Raw genomic sequence first — 20,604 nt, forward strand, 5'->3', positions numbered from 1 at the left:
GGGCGCACCGCCGCACTGGCCGCCGCGCTGGTGTGCGCGGCCACGCTGACCGCCGCCGCCCGGCTGCACCGGGCGCGCGGCGGGGTGCTGGCTCCGGTGACCGGCGAGGACGGACGGCTGTCCACCTCGCGCACGGTCGCCGCCGTCTGGGTGCTGCTGGCCTCGTACTCCGTACTGGCCGTCGCCGCCGGACTGGCCCTCGCGCCCGGCGCGGACGCGCGTGCCCGGCTGCTCGCCGGACTGGACCTGGGGCGGGGCGCCGGGCTGCTGACCGTCCTCGCCCTGTGCTGCGCGGTCGCCGTCACCGTGCGCCGGACCGTCGTACTGCGGGTGCGGGCGCAACGGCTGCAGAAGGTGCGCGCCGACCGGCCGCGCGCCGCCGACCTGCTCACCGACGACGGCGGGCACGGCTCCTTCACGGACGTGCAGTACGTGGCGGTGTGCTCGGTGGCGGCGGTCCTCGCGGCCGTACGGCTGGCCCGCCGGCCGGGCGAACTGCCGGACCTGCCCTGGGGCCTGGCGCTGCTGGTGGCGATCTCGGCGCTGACGTACCTGGCCGGGAAGTACTCCGAGGGCGGCCGGCCCGTCATCCTGTCCGTCGTCCGCTCCCGCGAGGTGGGCGACCTGGACGCGCCCATCCGCACCGGCGACGACATCGAGATCCGCGGCTCGGGCTTCGTGCCGCCCGGTGCGGAGGCGCCGGACCGGCTGGCCCGGACGACGGTGCGCATCGGCACCGTCCACGTCCACGTGCCGCTGGTCCCGGTGGCCGGGGGCTTCGCCAACCCGGCCGACACCGTGCTGACCGTCCCCGTGCCGGTGGATGTCGAGCCCGGCCGGGTCGAGGTGCAGGTGATCACCGCGGCGGGTGTGGAGACCAACCGCTACTCCATCGACGTCCTGGACTGAACCGGGCCGGACCGGAACGGAACGGAACGGCCTTGACCGGACCGGAGACCGCGTCCGCGCCCGCCGGGAGGGGAACCGGCGGGCGCGGACGGGCGGAGGGGATCGTTTCAGCGGCTGTTCAGCGGCGGCTCACCGGTAGGTGATGTCGGAGGCGGAGTAGAGGCAGTGCCTCCCGTCCGGACCGCTGCCGATCCTGGAGGGCTCCTTGCCGCTGCTGTTGCCCTGGTAGCGCTCGCACGGCGTGATCTTCTTCTTGGAGTCGCCGGTGATCGTGACGTTCCGCAGGGTGGCGGTGTCCCCGTAGTTGCTGTTGATGCCGACCAGCGACTTGCCGGGCGCGGTGACCGTCACACCGTCGACGACGACGTGCCGGGTGTACTGCTTGCCGCAGTTGCCGCAGGCGCGCACCAGCTTGCCGAAGTCGGCCACGTCGAAGTTCCTCACCGTCAGCGTGCCCGCGCCGTTGAACTGGAAGACCTTGTCCGAGGCCTTGCGGGCGCCGCCGCCGGTGACGGTGTACCTCGCCGAGGCCGAGGTGCCCTTGAAGGTGGCGGCGTCCTCGCCGACGTCCTCCCACCACACGTTCTGCAGGGTGCAGCTGCCCGTGCAGTGCACGCCGTCGGCGGCGGGTGCGCCGAGGATCACGTTCTTCAGGACGGCCCCGTCCTTCAGCTTGAAGACCGGGTCCTGGCCCTCGTCCTGGCCGTCGCCGCCGAGCTCGCCGCTGCCGTAGTAGCGCTTCATGCCGCCGTCGAGGGTGCCCGACACCTCGATGGTGGAGGAGACCGCCCGGGTGCCCTTGGCGGTCGGCCAGGTGGCGGCGGCACCTGCCGACGACGTCAGCACGGCGCCGGTGGCGACCGCCGCTCCCGTCGCCACGGCGGCGGTCAGGGCCGCGACGGTACGGCGGCGGGTGAACCGCCTGCGGTGGCCGCCGCGCTGCTGGGTTCTCTGGTTCATAGGGGGTTTCCGACTCTCGTGGGGGCTTGCTTGCAGCCTTCTGTCGCCGCCGGGGCCCGGGAGGTTGCCGCCGGGAGGAAGTTTTCCCCGCACCGGTGCGGCAGGGATCCGCGGACTTACGCAACAAGGTTTCGCAAGCGGTTACTATGCTCAGCGCCCCACGCCGGGCATGAGCACACCAAACGGAGGCTCGCCATGGTCCTGGACGACGCGTCGGCCGAGTTCCATGACTTCTTCGAGCACCACCACGCCGAACTCGCCCGCCTCGCCTACATGCTGACGGGTGATTCGGACACGGCCGAGGACCTGGCCGCGGACGCGCTGGCCGAACTCTGGCACCGCTGGGACCGCGTGCGCCGCGCCGACCACCCGGTCGCCTACGCCCGCGGCGTCGTCGCCAACAAGGCCCGCTCCCGCATCCGCGGCGCGGTGCGCGAGCGGCGCCGCATCGCCCTGTTCCGCCTCCACCGCTCCGAGCGGGCGGACGATCCGGACGTGGCCGCCGTCGTGGACGTGCGGACGGCCCTGGCGAGGCTGTCCCTCGGCAAACGCGCCTGCGTGGTGCTCCGTCACGCCCTCGACCTCTCCGAGAAGGAGACCGCGCTCGCCCTCGGGGTGTCGGTGGGTACCGTCAAGAGCCAGACCTCCAAGGGCATGGCGGAACTGCGCCGGCTGCTGGGCACACAGGCCGCCGGCGAACTGGTGGGAAGAGAGCACTGAATCGATGGACCCCCTGCACGAAATGCTGCGGGAAGAGGCCGGCTCCTACCGGCCGGACCGGGCGCGCATGTACGCACGGGTGAGCCACGCCGTCTCCGCCGGGCCGGACGACGCACCCGGCCGCTTCCGCGTCCGGGTGCGCGGCGTGTCGCGGCCCCGGGTCGCCCTCGTCGCCGTGGCCTCGACCGCGGCGCTCCTGGCCGGCGCCCACACCCTCACCTCCCTGGTGCGCGAGGACGGCCCGGCGCGGGATGTGGCCACCGCCCCGCTCCCGGCGCCGCCGGACCCGGACGCCGCACACCCCTCCCCCACCGGGCGGGTCACGGACGCGCCGGGCAGCGGGCCCCTGCGGTCCGAGGGCGCCGTCGACCCCCACAGCAACGCCTACTGGGCGCAGAGCAACGTCACCCTCACCACCCGCGAGCCCCTCACCTCGCTCGTCCTGGAGGTGCGGATCGCCCAGACCGGCGGCGTACGGCACACCGGGAGCTGGCGGACCCTGCCCGAGGCCGACTTCACCGTCACCGCACGCGAGACCGGCGGTGCGCTGGTCTACCGCTGGACGCTGAAGGAGGGCCGGACGGTCCCCGCCGGACGCCACGTCTTCGCCGCCCAGTACGACCATGCGGCCGGTGCGCGGGAGGCGGCGGGCGACGGCTACACCGCGACCGCCGCCGCGGCGGCGGGCGGCGAGTACACGGTCCGGGGTTCGTTCCGCAGCCCGTCCGGCTGACGGCCGGCCGGTGGCCGGGCACGTGCCGCCTCACCGCCCGCGCTCCCGGCCGGCTCCTTCACCGGCCCCTCTCCCGGTTCCCCCGGCTCCTCGGGCTTCTCGGGCTTCTCCGGCTCCTCGGGCTTCTCCGGCTCCTCGGGCTTCTCCGGCCCCTTGGAGCCGTCCCCCTCCCCGGCCGCCCCGTCCTGCCGGTGCTGCACGATCACGACCTCGCCCACCCCGACACGGACGGTCAGCCGCAGCGTGCCGCCCGGGCCGCCGTCCTCGGCCGGGGGCAGTGTGCGCCGCTCGGCGATTCCGATCCCGCCGCCCTGCGCGGTCCCCCAGCCGCCGTCCCCGGGCAGCCCGGCGAGCCGGTAGCCTCCGACGCCCACGTCGACGGTCAGCTCCACCTCGGTGTCGTGGGGGACCATGATCCGCGCCTCGCCCGCGCCCAGGTCCAGCACCGTGCTCAGCGTCCGGCCCTCGCCCGGACCCGCTTCCGACAGGTCGAGCAGGGCCGAGCCGGTGCCCAGTTCGTACCGATCCTCGACCGCGGCGGCACTCGCCGGGCTCCACGCCCGGTCGGCCCAGTCGGTGCTGATGTCCCTCGGCAGCAGCATCGAACCCGCCAGCAGCAGGCCGGTGCACATGATCGCGAAGAACGTCCCCCCGCCGATCCGCCCGTAGAAGACGCTGACCAGCGCGCCCAGGACGAAGACGCCCAGCGCCGAGCCGAGGCCCACGGAGAGCGCGACGCCCAGCGGCTGCGTGTGCCAGACGGCGGCGGCGCCGATCACCGCCGCGGCCAGAGCGAGCAGGAAGAGCGGGCCGCCGATCGGTCTGCGCCCGCGCGGCGCACCGGAGCGCTCCGGGCCGCCACCGTCCCCGTCCCCGCCCCCGTTCCCGCCGGGCGCCTCCTCCGCGTACGGGGGCGCGCTCGCGTACGGGCCGACGGAGGGCTCGTCCTCCGGCCCCCACAGGTACCCGGTGTCCCGCGGCGCCTGCGGCGGCCCGTCCTTCGTCAGCGGCTCGCGCCACCACGACGGCCCGGCCGGCGCGGGCGGGGCCTGAGCCTCGGGGGGCGCGTCGGCGACGGCGTGCGCCGCCACCGGATCGGCCGGGCCCCCCTGCTCCTCCACGGTCGCGGCGCGGCGCCGGTGCCGGGACCAGTAGGCCGCGCCCGCGACGGATCCGGCCAGCAGCACGGAGAACGTCTGCGTCCCACCGGTACCGCTGCCCAGCGAGGTCAGGAACAGCCCGCTGCCGACGAGCGCGCACAGCACCGCGCTCAGCGTGGTGCCCTCCACCCGGCCCGTCAGCAGCCGCCGCCCCTCGTTCTCGTCCTCGCCCTCCAGCGGGACGAGCAGCCAGGCGAAGCCGTAGAAGAGCAGGCCGAGACCGCCGACGACCGACAGCACGGCCAGCGGCACACGGAAGATCACCGGATCCAGTCCGTAGTGGCGGCCCAGGCCGCCGCAGACCCCGGCGACGACCTTGTGCCGGCGGCTGCGGGTGAGCCGCGCTCCGGCCTCCGGAGTCTCCGGCGCGTCCGGCGCGTCCGGCTGGGGCTCGCCGGCGGGCGGCTGGGCGTCCTTCATGGGGACCATGGTGGCGTGCCGCCCGCCCCCGGACATCAGGGGGCGTCCCGGAGGCGACCCTGAGTTCTCCGGGCCGGATCAGGGACCGACCCTGATGCCCCGCGCCACCCGTCCGTGTGACGATCGTGGCGTGACCACCACCGCCCCGCCCCCCGCCGCCGAGTCCCCGCCGCTGCGCAGGCTCTACCGCAGCTCCGAGGGACGGCTGCTCGGCGGTGTCGCACGCGGCCTGGCCGGGCACCTGGGCGTTCCGGTCTCCTGGGTGCGGATCGTCTTCCTCGTACTGTTCATGACCAACGGTCTGGGCGCCCTGCTGTACGCCGCCTTCTGGTTCTTCGTGCCGCTGGGCGCGGGCGGCGTCGAGGCCGCGCCCAGGAGGACGGACGGGCCACGGCACGTCCGCAGGCCCGACAAGGGCCAGCTCCTGGCGGTGCTGGTCCTGGTCGTGGCGCTGGGAGCGCTGGGTTCCAACCTCCAGTTCGGCGAGGCGAACGCCTACGTCTGGCCGCTGCTGGTGGCCGGGATCGGCGTGGCCGTCGTCTGGCGGCAGGCGGACAACTCCCGGCGGGCCCACTGGGCGGAGGTCAGCCGCCGCAGGCGGCTGCTGCCCATCGCCCGCAGCGCGGCCGGCGCCCTCCTGGTCGGCGTGGGCATCACCGGCTTCGCCGTCACCCGGGGCCTGGGCCCGCATCTGGGCACGGTGCTCCAGGCGTCGCTGGCGCTGCTGGTCGGTACGGCGCTGCTGGCCGGCCCGTACCTGGTCCGCCTCACCCAGGACCTGTCGGAGGAGCGGCTGATGCGCATCCGGGCGCAGGAGCGGGCCGAGGTGGCCGCCCACGTCCACGACTCCGTCCTGCACACCCTCACCCTGATCCAGCGCAACGCGGACAACCCCCGCGAGGTGGCCCGCCTCGCCCGCGCCCAGGAGCGCGAGCTGCGGGCCTGGCTCTACAGGCCGAGCGGCACGGGCAGGGACGAGGAGGAGGAGCCGGACACCCTGGCCGAGGCGGTGCGGGCGGCGGCCGCCGAGGTGGAGGACCACCACGGGGTGCCGGTGGAGGTGGTCTGCGTCGGCGACTGCCCGCTGGACGAGAGGCTGGCCGCACAGCTCCAGGCCGCCAGGGAGGCGATGGTCAACGCCGCCAAGTACGGTGGCGAGGGCGGCCCGGTGCAGGTCTTCGCCGAGGTCGAGGGACGTACGGTCTTCGTCTCGGTGCGCGACCACGGTCCCGGCTTCGACCTGGACTCGGTGCCGCCGGACCGGATGGGCGTACGGGAGTCGATCATCGGCCGGATGCGGCGCAACGGCGGTACGGCGGTGCTGCGTTCCGCCCCCGAGGGCGGCACGGTGGTGGAGCTGGAGATGGAGAGGGCGGACACATGAGGGCGGAAGCATGAACGAGGAGCAGCACCGGGAGCAGCACCGGGCGCGGGTGGTCCTGGTGGACGACCACCGGATGTTCCGCACGGGCGTCCAGGCGGAGATCGGGAACACCGCCGAGACCGGGGTCGAGGTCGTCGGCGAGGCCGCCGACGTGGACCAGGCGGTCACCGTCATCACCGCGACCCGGCCCGACGTCGTCCTGCTCGACGTCCACCTGCCCGGTGGCGGCGGGGTGGAGGTGCTGCGCCGCAGCGCCACGCTGATGGCCGACCCCGAGCATCCGGTGCGCTTCCTGGCCCTGTCGGTCTCGGACGCGGCCGAGGACGTCATCGGCGTCATCCGCGGCGGCGCCCGCGGCTACGTCACCAAGACGATCACCGGCGCGGACCTGGTCCGGGCCGTCTTCCGGGTCGCCGAGGGCGACGCGGTGTTCTCCCCGCGCCTGGCGGGCTTCGTCCTGGACGCCTTCGCCTCCACCGACGCCCCGCCGGTGGACGAGGACCTGGACCGCCTCACCCAGCGCGAGCGCGAGGTGCTGCGCCTGATCGCGCGCGGCTACGCCTACAAGGAGATCGCCAAGCAGCTGTTCATCTCGGTCAAGACCGTCGAGAGCCATGTCTCGGCGGTGCTGCGCAAGCTCCAGCTCTCCAACCGCCACGAACTCACCCGCTGGGCCACGGCCCGCCGTCTGGTGTGAGGCCTCCCGGGCCCGCGGTCCGGCCCATCCGCTACGAGGAGCTCACACCGCGGGAGTACCGGGCCGAACTCCTGGCCGAGGGTGTGCCGGAGGAGGCCGCCGAGGAACTCGACGCGATGTTCGCCGCGATGCGCGCCGGCCACCTCGCCGAGCCAGGCGACGGAGTGCGGCGGGTGCTCGGACGGGAACCGTCCGACTTCGGCGCCTACGCCTCCCGGGCCGCGGCGGCCGGCGCGTGGTCGTGACCGGGAGGCGGACTCTCCGCCGGGCTCCGCGCCCGTTCCCGGCGTGGCCGCGGTGGCCACCGTCCCCGCCGTGACCACCGTACGGCCCTCGTCCCCTGCGGCGACCCCGGCGGCTCCCCTCCGCCCGCCGGGGTCAGGAGCGCTTCGGCTCGTAGTGCAGCGCGGTGATCCCGCAGTCGAACGGCCGGACGGTGACGAGGCTGAGGCGGTGGTGGGAGCCGGTGTCGGGGAAGACGGGCATCCCGGTGCCGAGCGCGACGGGGTTGACGAACAGGTGGAGTTCGTCGAGCAGGTCCCGGGCGATCAGGTTCCGCACGAGGGTGCCGCCCCCGTAGGTGATGATGTCCCCGCCCGGTCGCGCCTTCAGCCGGTTGACCGTCTCGGTGAGGTCACCGCCGGCGACCGCGACGCCTTCCCAGGGCGACTCGGTCAGGGAGTCGGAGATCACGGTCTTGGGCGTGCCGTTCATCCAGGCGATGGTCTCCTCGGTCTCGCCCTCGGGCCCGGCGGCCCAGGCCGGGATGAACCCCTCGGCGAGGCGGCGGCCCAGCACGATGTGGTCGACCGGCCTGGTGAGCGCGTCGATGTAGGCGCCGATGTCGTCGGTCCAGGGGAACGTCATCCAGTCCATCTCTCCGTTCGGGCCGGCCATGTAGCCGTCGACGCTCACCTGGACCTGGAGCTTGAACCTGCGCATGACTGCTTCCCTCCGGAACCGCTCGGGCTGATCACGTGTCAGGGGAGAAGCTAACGGCGGCCACTGACAACGGCCCCGGGACGGCTCGCGGGCAGACCGCGCACGGGCTACAGCCGGTCGATCGCGGTGAGGTCGATGTCGATGCCGAACGGCGCCGAGAGCGTCAGCCGCCCCTCGTGGACGCCGGTGAGGACGTACGCCCCCGCTCCCGGGTCGAGCCGGTGGACGTGGACCACCGGACGGCGGCCCGTGCCCTCCTCCACCAGCCAGAAGTGCGGGATGCCCGCACGCGCGTAGAGCTGGGGTTTGCGTTCGCGGTCGCGGATCGCCGAGTCGGGGGCGACGGTCTCCACGGCCAGCACCACGTCCCGGGCGTCGTAGCGGTTGGCCTCCAGCCCGCGCACGGCCTCGGCGCGGAGCACGGACACGTCCGGCTCGGGCGCCTGCCCGGGGCCGAGCACCACGACCATCTCCCGCCGCACCCGCAGATGTGCCGGGCAGGTGCGGCGCAGGCCCTCCACCAGCAGGGAGTTGGCCAGTGAGTGGTACGCGCTCTGCCGGGCGCGGAAGACCAGGGCGCCGTCGACGAGCTGGGTGTGGGACGGGAGGTCGGTCAGGCGGAAGAGGTCGTCGACGGTGAAGCCCCGGTGCGGGGGCCGCAGCCACTCGGGGAACGGCTCGTCGTCGACTCCGTTTGCGGTCGCCACATCGTCCATGCCGCCATGGTGATCAGCCCTCATCTGCGACTTGCCGCAAACGCCCGCGCCGCCGCTCGAAGGGGTGAGTAGTAGCACCGGAGTTGACGGAGGCTCGCGTACTAACGTCGGGACGGAAGGCGACCGCGCGGGGACAGGGGGGCGACGTGGAGAGTCCGGAGAGCACGGAGCACGTACGGCAGGCGGCCGGGGAGCGGACCGCAGAGGCGGTCCGGACCGGGGACGAGGCGGCGTTCGCCGAACTCGCCGAGTCCTGCCGCCACGAGTTGCGGGTGCACTGCTACCGGATGCTCGGCTCCTTCACCGACGCCGAGGACATGGTCCAGGAGACGCTGCTGCGTGCCTGGCGCCATCGGGAGACCTTCCGGGGCCGGGCGCCGTTCCGCGCCTGGCTCTACCGGATCGCCACCAACGCCTGCCTCGACGCCCTGGACGGACCGGCCCGCAGGCGGGAGATCACGGCGGCAGTGGACAGCACGGGAGGGTCCGCTCGTTCCGCGACGGCGGAGGTCACCTGGCTGCAGCCGTACCCGGACCGGCTGCTGGACCTCGCCGGGCCGGCCGGCGGCGATCCGGAGGCGGCGGCGATCGCCCGGGAGACGGTCGAACTGGCCTTCCTCGCCGCGATCCAGCACCTCCCGCCCCGGCAGCGGGCGGTACTGATCCTGCGGGACGTGGCCGGCTGGTCCGCGCCGGAGACCGGCGAGGCCCTGGAGATGAGCACCGCCTCGGTCAAGAGCGCCCTCCAGCGCGCCCGCGCCACCTTGCGCGAGAAGCTGCCCGAGCGGCGTACGCAGTGGCGGGCCGCCACGGCTCCCGGTGAGTCCGAACGTGCCCTGCTCCGGCGATACGTCACCGCGTCCCGCCGGGGCGACATGCGGGAACTGGCCGCGCTGCTGCGCGAGGACGCCCGCCAGACCATGCCGCCCGCCCACCTGGTGTTCGACGGACGCGCCGCGATCCTCGACATGTGGCGGCCGGTCCTGGAGGGCGACCGGACGTGGGGCGACTGGCACTGCGTCCCGCTGGCGGTCAACCGGCAGCCCGCGGTGGCGAACTACGTACGGCGCCCCGGCGAGGACGTGTACACGGCGGTCAACATCGACGTCCTGTGCGTCGAGGACGGCCTGATCGCCGAGATCACCACCTTCGGCCCGGAGGCGCTGCCCGCCGCCGGGCTCGGCCTGACCGCCCGCCCTGCGGAGACAACGGCGTGACCCGCATCACTTTCGCGGACCGATTCCTTTCTCTCTCACCCTCCGTCATACGGGTGGCATCGCGGAGATGCGGACACTCCGTGACACAACGGTGGAAAGGAACGAGCATGACGGAGAACGCCGAGCACACGGAGAGCACCGGCGGCGCCCCGGCCCCCCGGCCCGACAAGGAACTCAGGGCGCTGGACCGGCTGACCGGCTCCTGGCGAGTGACCGGCGGCGCTGAGGGCACCGTCGTCTACCGGTGGATGGAGGGCGGCTTCTTCCTCCTCCAGGAGGTCGAGCTGGAGCAGTACGGGCAGCGCGTCACAGGGCTGGAGGTGATCGGCCGGGAGAAGCCCTTCGGCGCGGAGGAGCCGGGCGAGGACATCCGCTCCCGCTTCCACGACAGCCAGGGCAACACCTTCGACTACGTCTACGAGCTCGACGGGGACACCCTGACCATCTGGGCCGGCGAGAAGGGCTCACCCGCGTACTTCCGGGGCACCTTCGACGCCTCGGGCGACACGCTGGCCGGCGCCTGGGTCTACCCCGGCGGCGGTGGCTACGACTCGGTGATGACCAGGACCGGGTGACCGGCCGGTCCGCGGCCGACCGGTCTACAGCCGGTCGATCGCGGTGAGGTCGATGTCGATGTCGAAGGGGACGGTGAGCTTCAGCCGGTCGTGGTGGATGCCGGTGGGCACGTAGCCGCGCGTCGCGGGCTCCAGCTCGAAGACGTAGACGACCGGGCGGCGTCCCGTCCCCTTCTCGATCCGCCAGAAGTGCGGGATGCCCGCCTCCGCGTAGAGCTGCGGCTTGCGCTTGCGGTCCCGCTCCTCCGAGTCCGGCGAGACGACATCCGCGGCGAGTACGACGTCCTCGGCCCGGAAGCCGGTCTCCTCGGCCTCCTCGGTGACCGCCTCCGCCCGGAGGATCATGACGTCCGGCTCCGGCCGGTTCCGTCCGTTCAGTACGACGCTCATCTCCCGGCAGGCCCGCAGCTCCTCCGGAACCTGCTGCCGCAGGTTCATCACGAGCAGATCCACCGCCATCGAGTGGAAGTACTTCTGCGGGCTCACGAAGACCAGGCTCCCGTCGATCAACTCCGTGTGGGGCGGGAGGTCCGGGATGCGGTCGAGATCGTCCGCGGTGTAGCCGTCCGGCGGCGGCACGGGCCACGAAGAGGTGGGCAGCGGCTCGGCGGTCATGGTTCCTCCCATGGGCGGGATCCTCGGCCTCGCCCCAGCGTATCGACCCGAAAACGCCCGCGCCGCAGCTCGAAGGGGTGAGCGGCGGCACGGGCGTTGACGTTCAGGAGGGCGTCACTCCCACTCGATGGTCCCCGGCGGCTTGCTGGTGACGTCCAGCACCACGCGGTTGACCTCGGCGACCTCGTTGGTGATGCGGGTCGAGATGCGGGCCAGCGTCTCGTAGGGCAGACGCGTCCAGTCGGCCGTCATCGCGTCCTCCGAGGAGACCGGGCGCAGCACGATCGGGTGGCCGTAGGTGCGGCCGTCGCCCTGGACGCCGACGGAGCGGACGTCGGCGAGCAGCACCACCGGGCACTGCCAGATGTCGCGGTCCAACCCGGCCGCCGTCAGCTCCTCGCGGGCGATGGCGTCGGCCTCGCGCAGCAGGTCCAGGCGCTCCTTGGTCACCTCGCCGACGATGCGGATGCCCAGGCCGGGGCCGGGGAACGGCTGGCGGTGGACGATCTCCTCGGGCAGGCCCAGCTCCTGGCCGACCATCCGGACCTCGTCCTTGAACAGCTTGCGCAGCGGCTCCACGAGCTGGAACTGGAGGTCCTCGGGCAGTCCGCCGACGTTGTGGTGGGACTTGATGTTGGCGGTGCCGGTGCCGCCGCCGGACTCCACCACGTCCGGGTAGAGGGTGCCCTGCACCAGGAACTCCACGGCCTCCTCGCCGGAGCCGGCCTCGGCGACGATCTCGCTCGCGGCCTGCTCGAAGACGCGGATGAACTCCCGGCCGATGATCTTGCGCTTCTCCTCCGGGTCGGAGACGCCCGCCAGCGCGTCCAGGAAGCGCTTCTCGGCGTCCACCACCTTGAGCTGGACGCCGGTGGCGGCCACGAAGTCCTTCTCGACCTGCTCGGACTCACCCTTGCGCATCAGCCCGTGGTCCACGTACACGCAGGTCAGGCGCTCGCCGATGGCCTTGTTGACCAGGGCTGCGGCCACCGCCGAGTCCACTCCGCCGGACAGTCCGCAGATGGCGCGCTTGGTGCCGACCTGGGCGCGGATGGCCGCGACCTGCTCCTCGACGACGTTCGCGGCCGTCCAGGTCGGCCTCAGGCCCGCGCCCCGGTACAGGAAGTGCTCCAGCACCTGCTGGCCGTACGTGGAGTGCATCACCTCGGGGTGGTACTGCACGCCGTAGAGCCTGCGCTCGTCGTCCTCGAAGGCCGCCACGGGGACGCCGTCGGTGGAGGCGGTGACGGCGAAGCCCTCGGGGGCGGCCGAGCAGGCGTCGCCGTGCGACATCCACACCGACTGCTCGACGGGGGTGCCCTCGAAGAGGGTGGAGCCGGGCCGGGTGACGGTCAGGGCCGTGCCGCCGTACTCGCGGCGGCCGGTGTTGTCGACGGTGCCGCCCAGCGTCTGGGCCATCAGCTGGAAGCCGTAGCACATGCCGAAGACGGGCACCCCGGCCTCGAACAGCGCGCGGTCGATGCCGGGCGCGTCCTCGGCGTAGACGGACGAGGGACCGCCGGAGAGGATGATCGCCTTCGGGTCCCTGGCGAGCATCTCCGCCACCGGCATGGTGGAGGGGACGACCTCGCTGTAGACCCGGGCCTCGCGTACGCGGCGGGCGATGAGCTGGGCGTACTGCGCGCCGAAGTCGACGACGAGGACGGTGTCCGGTGCGTCGGGAGCGGCCGTGGACTCGGCGGGCGCGGTGGGCTCGGTGGGCTCTGATGCCACGGGGCTGGCTGCCTTTCGGCGTGGATCTGGGCTGGGAAAGCCCAGTCTACCGGGGGGGTGCACCCGATCGGCCGTCTCACCATCCGGCCCTCCGCCCACCCCGTTCCGCCTCCCGGTGCATACTGGGCCGCATGTTCGCGCAGAGCTTCTGGTTTACCTATGGCACCGGCCCGGCCGGCCGCCATGGGATCCAGCGCGCTGCGTGAACGACTGACGAGCGACTTCCCAGGCGCCCCGGGCCGGTCAAGGCCCGGGGCGCCTGCCGTGTCCCCGGGGCTCGACCGGCAGCGGGCGCGACGACCCCAGGAGGGACGTACGGCCATGGCCACCACCACCCCCACCCCCGCCGCCACCGGAGCAGGAGCCGGAGCCGGAGCCGACGAGCGGATCTCTGAGGACCGCGAGCGGATCGACGAACTGGACCGCCGCATCATCCGTCTGGTGCGGGAGCGCATGGAGGTCTCCGCCCGCATCCAGCAGGCCCGGATCGGCGCGGGCGGACGCCGGGTCAACCTCTCCCGCGAGATGGAGATCCTCACCCGCTACCGCGAGCGGCTGGGCCGGCCGGGCACCTCCCTGGCCATGACCCTGCTGGAGCTGTGCCGCGGACGCGTCTGAACCCGCCGGGCCCGCGCGCCGCCGGCTTTCCCTCCCGCGCCTCCCTTCCGCATCACCGGGAACGACCACCCGTACGGCGCATTACCGCCGCGTGGCACGGTCGTTGGACCTGACGACCCCAGAGCCGGCCGGGCGCCCGGAGGCGTGGGGAGCGCATCGGAGCGATGAGACGCCGTCCTCCCTCGGGAGGTGAGGACCGGGCGTCGTGGGACCTCGCTCCGGTGCAGTGGCCGGACGGCAGGGGACAGCGGTCCGGTCACGACCCAGCGGTCGGTTCCCGGGACGCCGGGGACCGACCGCTCCGCGGTTCCGCCTTCACCGCTTCCACCTGCGGGAACGACCCCGACCAACGAGAACGCGGAAGGGTTGTACGGCCTTCTGTCACGGATTCGCCACGTAAACAACACGGCCTCGTGTGATATACGGCACACCGAAACCTGAGTGAGAGTGGGCAACTGCTCGCTTCCGCCCCTTATGCCGCGCCGGTCCGGATGCGGCGCCGGTCACGGCCCCGGAAACACCTCCGCGGAAACTCCCGCTCCGCCCGTACTCTGCTGCCAGCCCGACGCGCCGACTGCGCGAAGGCCCCTTCACTCTCCTTTTCGCCTCAAAGCAGATGAGGTACCCATGAAGCTTCGCCGTGCCCTTGCGGCCGCCGCCGCCACGGCCGTCATCGCCCCCGTCGCGCTGATCGCGGCGCCCGCCGCGTACGCCGACGGCCACGAGACCACCTCCGTGGAGAACACGGAGAACCCCGCCACGGACGAGGCCGACGGCGACGGGACCGAGCCCCCCGCCACGGACGACGAGACCGGCGACGACACCGAGCCCCCCGCCACGGGTGACGGTGACGAGCCCCCCGCCACGGACGACGAGACCGAGGGCGAGGACACCGAGCCCCCCGCCACGGACGACGAGACCGGCGGCGAGGAGGAGGACTCCGGCACCCCCGGCGACGAGACCGAGGGCGAGAAGGAGGACTCCGACACCCCCGGCGACGACGAGGGCAAGGACGAGGAGGACTCCGACGCCCCGGGCGACGACGAGGGCAAGGACGAGGAGGAGGCTCCCTTCCAGTGCGCCGTCGACGACAACGGCGAGGAGATCTACGACATCAGCGAGGACCTCAAGACCTCACTGGTCGGTCTCCCCGACACCGTCGTGGCGGGCACCGGCTGGAAGAACTTCGAGTTCCGGATGCACAACAGCGGCAAGGGCGCCATCAAGGACGTCGCGCCGTACATCACCGTCTTCTCCGGTGACGAGAACAACGACTACTCCGCCGGCTTCACCCTCGAGGTCCACAAGGCCGAGACCGGCACCTGGCAGGTCGTGGCCGACGAGCTCGGCGCGGGTGGCTACTTCGAGCCGGTCACGCTGAACGCCGGGGAGACGCGCACCCTCAAGCTGCGTATGAAGATCGACGGCGGTGTGCCCGACTCCCTGGGCATCGCCATCGGCGCCGGCGAGTACTCCGACGAGCGCGGCTGCTGGGTCTCCGACGACGACAACGGCTGGGTCTACTTCTTCGAGGTCCTGGGCAAGGGCGCGGCCGCTCCCAAGCCCGGCGAGTCCAAGCCCAAGCCGCAGACCGGTGGCGCGAAGCCGATCAGCTCGGACAAGGTCACCAAGGTCGACACCGCCGGCCAGCTCGCCGAGACCGGTTCGTCCTCCGCGCTGCCGATGTTCGGTCTCGCGGGTGCCGCGGCCGTGGCGCTGGGCGCCGGTGCGATGTACGTCGTGCGCCGCCGCAACGGCGCCGGGGCGGACACCTCCGCCGCCGCGTGACGACTGTGAAGGCGTGAACGCCGCGAACGGTGTGACCGTCTGAACGTGCGGGCGCGCCACACGCGCCGAGAGGGGGGAGCGGCCCGGCCGCTCCCCCCTCTCGCGTGTTCGCTCAGGCCTCGGCCGCCCCGGCGGCCTCCGCCGTGCCCGCCGTGCCCGCCGTCTCCGCCTCCGGCGCCGTCCGCCTCGGCGGGACGGCCGGGACCGGCAGCACCGGCAGCCTCAGCGCCGCGAACGCCTCCTCGGGCACCGCCGGGGCCCGGGGAGGCACCACGGGCACCCGTACGTAGTCGGCGCCCTGCTCGGGGCGGGGGTCGGCCTCGCCCTTGTTGGGCCACAGGGACATCGCCCGCTCGGCCTGGGCGGTGATGGTCAGCGACGGGTTGACGCCGAGGTTGGCGGAGACGGCCGAGCCGTCCACGACCGAGATGCCCGGATGGCCGTAGAGCCGGTGGTAGGGGTCGATGACGCCCTCCTCGGGGGAGGCGCCGATCGGGCAGCCGCCCAGGAAGTGCGCGGTCAGCGGAGTGCCCATCAGCTCGCCGACGTTCGTGCCCGGGAAGCCGCCTATCTCCTCGGCGACGAGTCGCGCGGCCTCGGCGCCCTCGGGGATGTGGTCCGGGTTGGGCGCGCCGTGGCCCTGCTTCGCCGTCAGCAGGCCCTTGCCCAGTCCCTTGGGCTTGCGGTAGGTGGTCAGGGAGTTGTCCAGGGACTGCATCACCAGGCCGATGATCGTCCGCTCCGACCAGCGGTAGTTGGACAGCATCCGCGCGGCCTGCCCGGGGTGGCGCAGGCAGTGCGCGAGGAAGGCCAGCGGCCTCGGCGCGCGGCCGTACGGCACCTGGAGCACGGAGAGGGCGCCCATGGCGTTGGAGCCCTTGCCGTAGCGCACCGGCTCGATGTGGGTGTTGTCGTTCGGGTGGATGGAGGAGGTGATGGCCACCCCCTTGGTGAAGTCCGGCTCCGCGTCCGGCCCGTGCTTCCTGCGGTAGCGGCGCGGGGAGGTCATCGCGCCGACCAGGGCCTCGGAGTTGGTGCGGGTCAGCTCCCCCAGCCTCGGGGAGATGCGCGGCAGCAGGCCCTCGTCGCGCATCCGGTGCAGCAGCGTCTGGGTGCCGTAGGTGCCGGCGGCGATCACCACCTTTCCGGCACGCAGCACCGTGCGCCCGCCCCGGCGCTTCCCGGTGCGCACCGTGGTCACGGTGAAGCCCCCGGCGCCGTCCTCGGCCACCTCGGTGACGGTGGTCATCGGATGGATGACCGCGCCCGCCTTCTCGGCGAGGTACAGGTAGTTCTCGGTGAGGGTGTTCTTGGCCCCGTGCCGGCAGCCGGTCATGCACTCGCCGCACTCGGTGCACGCCCGGCGGGAGGGGCCGGCGCCGCCGAAGTAGGGGTCGGGCGCCTCCGCGCCCGGCGCGGCCCTCACCTCGCCCCCGGCGTCCTCGCCGTCGCCGAAGAAGACGCCCACCGGCGCCAGGTGGAAGGTGTCGCCCACGCCCATCTTCCCGGCCGCGGCCTTCAGATGGACGTCCGACGGCGTCACCGTGGGGTTCAGCCGCACTCCCAGCATCCGCTTCGCCTGGTCGTAGTACGGCTTCAGCTCCTCCTGCCAGTCGGTGATGCGGCCCCACTGGCGGTCGGTGAAGAAGGCCGGCGGCGGCACGTAGAGCGTGTTGGCGTAGTTCAGCGAACCCCCGCCCACCCCCGCGCCGGCCAGGATCATCACCTTGTCCATCAGATGGATGCGCTGGATGCCGTACAGGCCCAGCGCCGGAGCCCACAGGTAGTTCCGCAGGTCCCAGGAGTTCTTCGGCAGCGTCCGGCGGGTGAAGCGCCGCCCCGCCTCCAGCACCCCGACCCGGTAGCCCTTCTCCGTCAGCCGCAGCGCGGACACCGAACCGCCGAAGCCGGAACCGACCACGACCACGTCGTAGTCGTACGGCCGCGGCGGGTCGGACGGCTGCTGTGCTGCTTCGTCCTGCGGTCGGGACACGGGGACCTCCGGTGGTGCGTATCGGTTCCGGGGAAGGAGGCGGAAGGGGATGGGGGCGGGGACGGATGCGGCGGACGGGCGGGCGGGGCGCGAGCCGGTGGACGTCAGCGGAGGCGGAACGCCTTCATCGCGCGCAGGGAGGCGCTCATGAAGGCCGCGTACCTCGCGTCGTCCATGCCGAGCGACGGGGCCATGGGCAGCAGCCGCTGGGTGGCGACGGTCTGCGCCTCGGTGTACTTGAGGATGCCCTCCGAGCCGTGCCGGCGGCCCAGCCCGGAGTCGCCCATGCCGCCCATCGGCGACTGGACGCTGCCGTACGCGGCGGCGTAGCCCTCGTTGACGTTCACCGTGCCGGTGCGCAGCCGGGCGGCGATCTCGCGGCCCCGGCGGGTGTTCTTCGTCCAGACGCTGGAGTTGAGGCCGTAGGGGGTGGCGTTGGCCAGCGCGACCGCCTCGTCCTCGTCGGTGAAGCGGTAGACGGAGACCACGGGCCCGAAGGTCTCCTCGCCGCAGACGGCCATGGGGGCGGTGACGCCCTCAAGGACGGTCGGCTCGTAGAACAGCGGGCCGACGTCGGGGCGCGCTCTGCCGCCGGCCAGGACCTTCGCGCCCTTGGCGACGGCGTCGTCCACGTGCCGCACCACGTTCTCCAGCTGCCGCCGCGAGACGAGCGATCCCATGTCGGCGCCGTAGGCCAGGGCCGAGCCCAGGCGCAGCGCCCTGGTGCGGGCGGTGAACCGCTCCAGGAAGGCGTCGGCGACCGAGTCGTGGACGTAGAGCCGCTCGATGGAGATGCACAGCTGCCCCGCCGAGGAGAACGCGGCGCGCACCGCGCCCTCGGCCGCCCTGTCGGGGTCGGCGTCCTCCAGCACCAGCATGGCGTTCTTGCCGCCCAGCTCCAGCGAGGCCCCCACCAGGCGGAACGCAGCCCGCTGGGCGACCTCGCGGCCGGTGCGGGTGGAGCCGGTGAAGGAGACGTAGTCGGCGTGGTCGACGACGGCCGGGCCGACGACCGGACCCTCGCCGATCACGACCTGCCAGACGTCGGCGGGCAGCCCGGCCTCGATCAGCAGGTCGCGCGCCCACAGGGCGGTCAGCGCGGTCTCGGTGTCGGGCTTCATGACGACGGCGTTGCCCGCGGCGAAGGCGGGCAGCGCGTCGCCGACCGACAGCTCCAGCGGGTAGTTCCACGGGGCGATCTGCCCGACCACGCCCTTGGGGTGGCGCAGCTCCCGCACCCGGGTGAGGACCGGGATGGCGCCGGTGTGGTTCACGGGACGCAGGTACGCCGGGGCCTTGCGGCCGTAGTGGCGGGCGGCGACGGCGACCGCCTGCACCTCCTCGTGGGCGTGCAGCCGCGCCTTGCCGGTCTCCAGCTGGACCAGGTCCAGCACCTCCGACTGGCGGGCGAGCAGCAGGTCGTGGAAGCGCAGCAGCACGGCCGCGCGCTCGCGCACCGGCCGTGCCGCCCACGCCCGCTGCGCCTCGCGGGCCCGGGCGTAGGCCTCGGCGACGTCCGCGGGGGTGGACTCGGGCAGGTCGGCCAGCTTCTCTCCGGTGAAGGGGCTGTGGCACGCGGTGCGGCCGCTGCCCGCCAGAGGCCGGGTCAGTCGGGCGACCAGCTCGCCGGTCACCACGTCGGCGGCGGTGCGGGCGTCGGCGGGAGCGGTGGCGACCGGGTTGCCGCCGGACGTCGTGGGAGCCGCGGGGGCTGCGGAGACCGCGGGGGCCGCGGGAGCGTCGGGGCCGGTGCCCGTCGTCTGCGCCGCCCTGGTGGCGGCGGTACCTGGCGAATCCGTCATACCGGGGAGGGTACGGCTTGGGAAACCTGCTGTGTACCCGTCGGTAACCACTTTTCACGGAATCCGCCAGTGATCACTGGCGCGGATCGCACGCGCATGCGGACGGCGGCCCGGAGAACGGCCGGGGGCGTCCGGAGGTCCGGCCGGACGCGGCCTCAGCCGGTGGCGCGGTAGGTGTCGGCGATCGCGTCGAAGACGCGGTCGATGTCGTCCTTCCGGCTCTCCGGCCCCCTGACCAGCACCGAGTGGTAGCGGCCGTCGACGATGACCGCCCGGTCGCACATGTAGGTGCTGTCCGCGCCCTCGCGCCAGCTGAACCGGCCCTCGGCCATCACCGTCCGGCCCACCTGTATCCGCCGCATCCCGGAGTTGGTCGCCCAGTCCGCGGCGCGGTAGGCGTCCAGCTCCCGCTGGTCGTCGGTGAGGTACGCCATCGCGTCCGAGCCGTACTTCTCGGTGGTGTCCCGGCCGGGCACCACGACGATCTCGAGGTCCCCGTGTGTGAAGACCGTCCGTCCCCGGCCGTCCGGCCCCGCCCGCCGGGCGTCCTCGGGGAGCGCGATCTGGAAGCCGGCCGCGTCCTTGTGCAGGACGTAGCCGTCGAGCCCCTCCACCGGATCGCCGGCCTGCGGCCGCTCGCTGCCGGGTGCCTCCGAGGCCCCGGACCCGCCGGACTCACCTGCCTCCCCGCCCTCGGACCCCTGCGGCGGCGGTGCCTCCTCCCGCGGTCGCTCCCGCGGTCGCTCCGGCTGCGCGCCCACGCTGCCGGGCCGCTGGTCGGCGCTGTTGCCGGAGGAGCCCGAACCTCCCCCGGGCATGTACACGGCGGCGTACACCAGCGTCCCGGTCAGCAGCAGGAGGATCAGCCCGACCAGCACCACGCCCAGCCGGCGCGGAGACCTCTGCTTCCGGGCGCGCCGGTGCCGGGCGTGGGTGGCCACCGGGGAACGCTCCGCCCGCTTCCTGCGCACCAGCTCGCCCCGGCGCCTTATGATCGGCAGCCGCCTGGGGTCGGCGGGCCGGCCGGCCTCCAGCGAGAGCGGCGCGGTGACCGTGTGCAGCCCGACCTCGGGCTCGGGCGCGGAGCGGACCAGGGAGCGCAGCCAGCCGCCCAGCTCCTCGAAGTCCGGCCGCTCGGTCGGGTCCTGGCGCAGCAGCGACTCCACGACGGGCCGCAGCGCACCGCACTCCTCGGCGAACGCGGGCGGCTCGGCGCACACCATCTGCACCAGCTCGGCCACCGACTCCTCGGGGTAGGGCGCGTGCCCCTGGACGGCCCGGAACAGCAGCGCGCCCAGACCCCACAGATCGGCCGCCGGACCGACCGGCGGGGCCAGCCGCCAGTTCTCGTAGACGGGCCCCGCCTGCTCGGGGGCCCAGCGCTCGGTGACGGCGCCGACGATCGCCATCCTGCTCTGGCGGGCGCGTTCGGCGGCGAGCGCGGTGGTGGGACCGCGGTAGCGGTCGCCGTCCTCCTCGCCCCAGCTCCGCGCGGGCGGCCTCGGCCCGCCGTACGGCTCCTCGCCGTGCGGCTCACCGCCGTACGGGTGCGAGGCGCCGGGGGCGACCGGGCGCAGGTCCCCGGCCTGCCGGCCGGCCTCGTCCCTGCGCGCCTCGACCT

19 protein-coding genes are annotated in these 20,604 nt (G+C 73.6%); 10 read left to right on the forward strand and 9 right to left on the reverse strand.

Going from position 1 to position 20,604, the window contains the following annotated elements; all coding sequences use genetic code 11:
* Positions 1-909 (forward strand): hypothetical protein (locus tag ACLIYP_RS22030; protein ID WP_412714847.1); only part of this gene is annotated, 909 nt, incomplete at its 5' end.
* Positions 910-1,038: 129 nt separating this feature from the next.
* On the opposite strand, the gene ACLIYP_RS22035 is transcribed toward ACLIYP_RS22030, so the two are convergent.
* Positions 1,039-1,869, reverse strand: coding sequence for a pectate lyase (locus ACLIYP_RS22035; RefSeq protein WP_412714848.1), 831 nt, complete (start codon positions 1,867-1,869; stop codon positions 1,039-1,041).
* A 195-nt stretch (positions 1,870-2,064) separates the two neighbouring features.
* Here ACLIYP_RS22035 and ACLIYP_RS22040 point away from each other — a divergent pair, with 195 nt between their 5' ends.
* Together ACLIYP_RS22040 and ACLIYP_RS22045 are read left to right on the forward strand one after the other, a co-directional pair.
* Positions 2,065-2,589 (forward strand): SigE family RNA polymerase sigma factor, encoded by a 525-nt coding sequence (locus ACLIYP_RS22040; protein WP_412714849.1) that lies wholly within the window; start codon positions 2,065-2,067, stop codon positions 2,587-2,589.
* 4 nt (positions 2,590-2,593) lie between these two features.
* Positions 2,594-3,322 (forward strand): hypothetical protein, encoded by a 729-nt coding sequence (locus tag ACLIYP_RS22045; protein ID WP_412714850.1) that lies wholly within the window; start codon positions 2,594-2,596, stop codon positions 3,320-3,322.
* On the opposite strand, the gene ACLIYP_RS22050 is transcribed toward ACLIYP_RS22045, so the two are convergent.
* Positions 3,247-4,902 carry a PspC domain-containing protein gene (locus ACLIYP_RS22050; protein ID WP_412714851.1) on the reverse strand — a complete coding sequence of 552 codons (1,656 nt, stop codon included), beginning with the start codon at positions 4,900-4,902 and terminating at the stop codon, positions 3,247-3,249. The genes ACLIYP_RS22045 and ACLIYP_RS22050 overlap by 76 nt on opposite strands.
* A gap of 94 nt (positions 4,903-4,996) precedes the next feature.
* Between ACLIYP_RS22050 and ACLIYP_RS22055 the strand changes: the two genes are divergently transcribed.
* Genes ACLIYP_RS22055 through ACLIYP_RS22065 form a run of 3 tightly spaced genes read left to right on the forward strand, consistent with a single transcriptional unit; the run spans position 4,997 to position 7,228 of the window.
* Positions 4,997-6,286 carry a PspC domain-containing protein gene (locus tag ACLIYP_RS22055; RefSeq protein ID WP_412714852.1) on the forward strand — a complete coding sequence of 430 codons (1,290 nt, stop codon included), beginning with the start codon at positions 4,997-4,999 and terminating at the stop codon, positions 6,284-6,286.
* Between the two features lie 10 nt (positions 6,287-6,296).
* Positions 6,297-6,983, forward strand: coding sequence for a LuxR C-terminal-related transcriptional regulator (locus ACLIYP_RS22060; protein WP_412714853.1), 687 nt, complete (start codon positions 6,297-6,299; stop codon positions 6,981-6,983).
* Positions 6,980-7,228: a Rossmann-fold NAD(P)-binding domain-containing protein gene (locus ACLIYP_RS22065; protein WP_412714854.1), complete on the forward strand. Its 249-nt coding sequence runs from the start codon at positions 6,980-6,982 to the stop codon at positions 7,226-7,228. Before ACLIYP_RS22060 ends, ACLIYP_RS22065 begins: the two co-directional genes overlap by 4 nt.
* Before the next feature lie 133 nt (positions 7,229-7,361).
* Here ACLIYP_RS22065 and ACLIYP_RS22070 read toward each other — a convergent pair whose 3' ends face one another.
* Together ACLIYP_RS22070 and ACLIYP_RS22075 are read right to left on the reverse strand one after the other, a co-directional pair.
* Entirely contained in the window at positions 7,362-7,925 is a 564-nt protein-coding gene (locus ACLIYP_RS22070) for a dihydrofolate reductase family protein (protein ID WP_412714855.1), read from the reverse strand.
* A 107-nt stretch (positions 7,926-8,032) separates the two neighbouring features.
* On the reverse strand, positions 8,033-8,641 hold the full coding sequence (locus tag ACLIYP_RS22075; protein ID WP_412714856.1) for a Uma2 family endonuclease: 609 nt from the start codon (positions 8,639-8,641) through the stop codon (positions 8,033-8,035).
* A 146-nt stretch (positions 8,642-8,787) separates the two neighbouring features.
* On the opposite strand from ACLIYP_RS22075, the gene ACLIYP_RS22080 reads away from it, so the two are divergent.
* Both ACLIYP_RS22080 and ACLIYP_RS22085 read left to right on the forward strand, forming a co-directional pair.
* Positions 8,788-9,858 carry an RNA polymerase subunit sigma-70 gene (locus tag ACLIYP_RS22080; RefSeq protein ID WP_412714857.1) on the forward strand — a complete coding sequence of 357 codons (1,071 nt, stop codon included), beginning with the start codon at positions 8,788-8,790 and terminating at the stop codon, positions 9,856-9,858.
* A gap of 107 nt (positions 9,859-9,965) precedes the next feature.
* Positions 9,966-10,433 (forward strand): hypothetical protein, encoded by a 468-nt coding sequence (locus ACLIYP_RS22085; RefSeq protein ID WP_412714858.1) that lies wholly within the window; start codon positions 9,966-9,968, stop codon positions 10,431-10,433.
* A gap of 24 nt (positions 10,434-10,457) precedes the next feature.
* Here ACLIYP_RS22085 and ACLIYP_RS22090 read toward each other — a convergent pair whose 3' ends face one another.
* Complete coding sequence (locus ACLIYP_RS22090) at positions 10,458-11,048, reverse strand: Uma2 family endonuclease (RefSeq protein WP_412714865.1); 591 nt, start codon at positions 11,046-11,048, stop codon at positions 10,458-10,460.
* A gap of 114 nt (positions 11,049-11,162) precedes the next feature.
* On the reverse strand, positions 11,163-12,782 hold the full coding sequence (guaA, locus tag ACLIYP_RS22095) for a glutamine-hydrolyzing GMP synthase (protein ID WP_412714859.1): 1,620 nt from the start codon (positions 12,780-12,782) through the stop codon (positions 11,163-11,165).
* Positions 12,783-13,103: 321 nt separating this feature from the next.
* Here guaA and ACLIYP_RS22100 point away from each other — a divergent pair, with 321 nt between their 5' ends.
* Together ACLIYP_RS22100 and ACLIYP_RS22105 are read left to right on the forward strand one after the other, a co-directional pair.
* Positions 13,104-13,400, forward strand: coding sequence for a chorismate mutase (locus tag ACLIYP_RS22100; RefSeq protein WP_412714860.1), 297 nt, complete (start codon positions 13,104-13,106; stop codon positions 13,398-13,400).
* Between the two features lie 627 nt (positions 13,401-14,027).
* A complete protein-coding gene (locus ACLIYP_RS22105) occupies positions 14,028-15,188 on the forward strand; it encodes an LAETG motif-containing sortase-dependent surface protein (protein WP_412714861.1) in 1,161 nt (386 codons plus the stop codon).
* Positions 15,189-15,300: 112 nt separating this feature from the next.
* Here the strand turns inward: ACLIYP_RS22105 and ACLIYP_RS22110 are convergent, their stop codons facing one another.
* From ACLIYP_RS22110 to ACLIYP_RS22120, 3 genes are all read right to left on the reverse strand, one after another.
* The gene (locus tag ACLIYP_RS22110) at positions 15,301-17,181 is read right to left on the reverse strand and encodes a GMC oxidoreductase (RefSeq protein WP_412714862.1); all 1,881 of its coding nucleotides are present in this window, start codon (positions 17,179-17,181) and stop codon (positions 15,301-15,303) included.
* A gap of 104 nt (positions 17,182-17,285) precedes the next feature.
* Positions 17,286-18,983 (reverse strand): succinic semialdehyde dehydrogenase, encoded by a 1,698-nt coding sequence (locus tag ACLIYP_RS22115; protein WP_412714863.1) that lies wholly within the window; start codon positions 18,981-18,983, stop codon positions 17,286-17,288.
* 155 nt (positions 18,984-19,138) lie between these two features.
* Positions 19,139-20,604 (reverse strand): serine/threonine-protein kinase (locus ACLIYP_RS22120; protein ID WP_412714864.1); only part of this gene is annotated, 1,466 nt, incomplete at its 5' end.

The sequence above is a fragment of the Streptomyces nanhaiensis genome (assembly GCF_046614825.1).
In the GTDB taxonomy this organism is placed as follows: domain Bacteria; phylum Actinomycetota; class Actinomycetes; order Streptomycetales; family Streptomycetaceae; genus Streptomyces; species Streptomyces radiopugnans.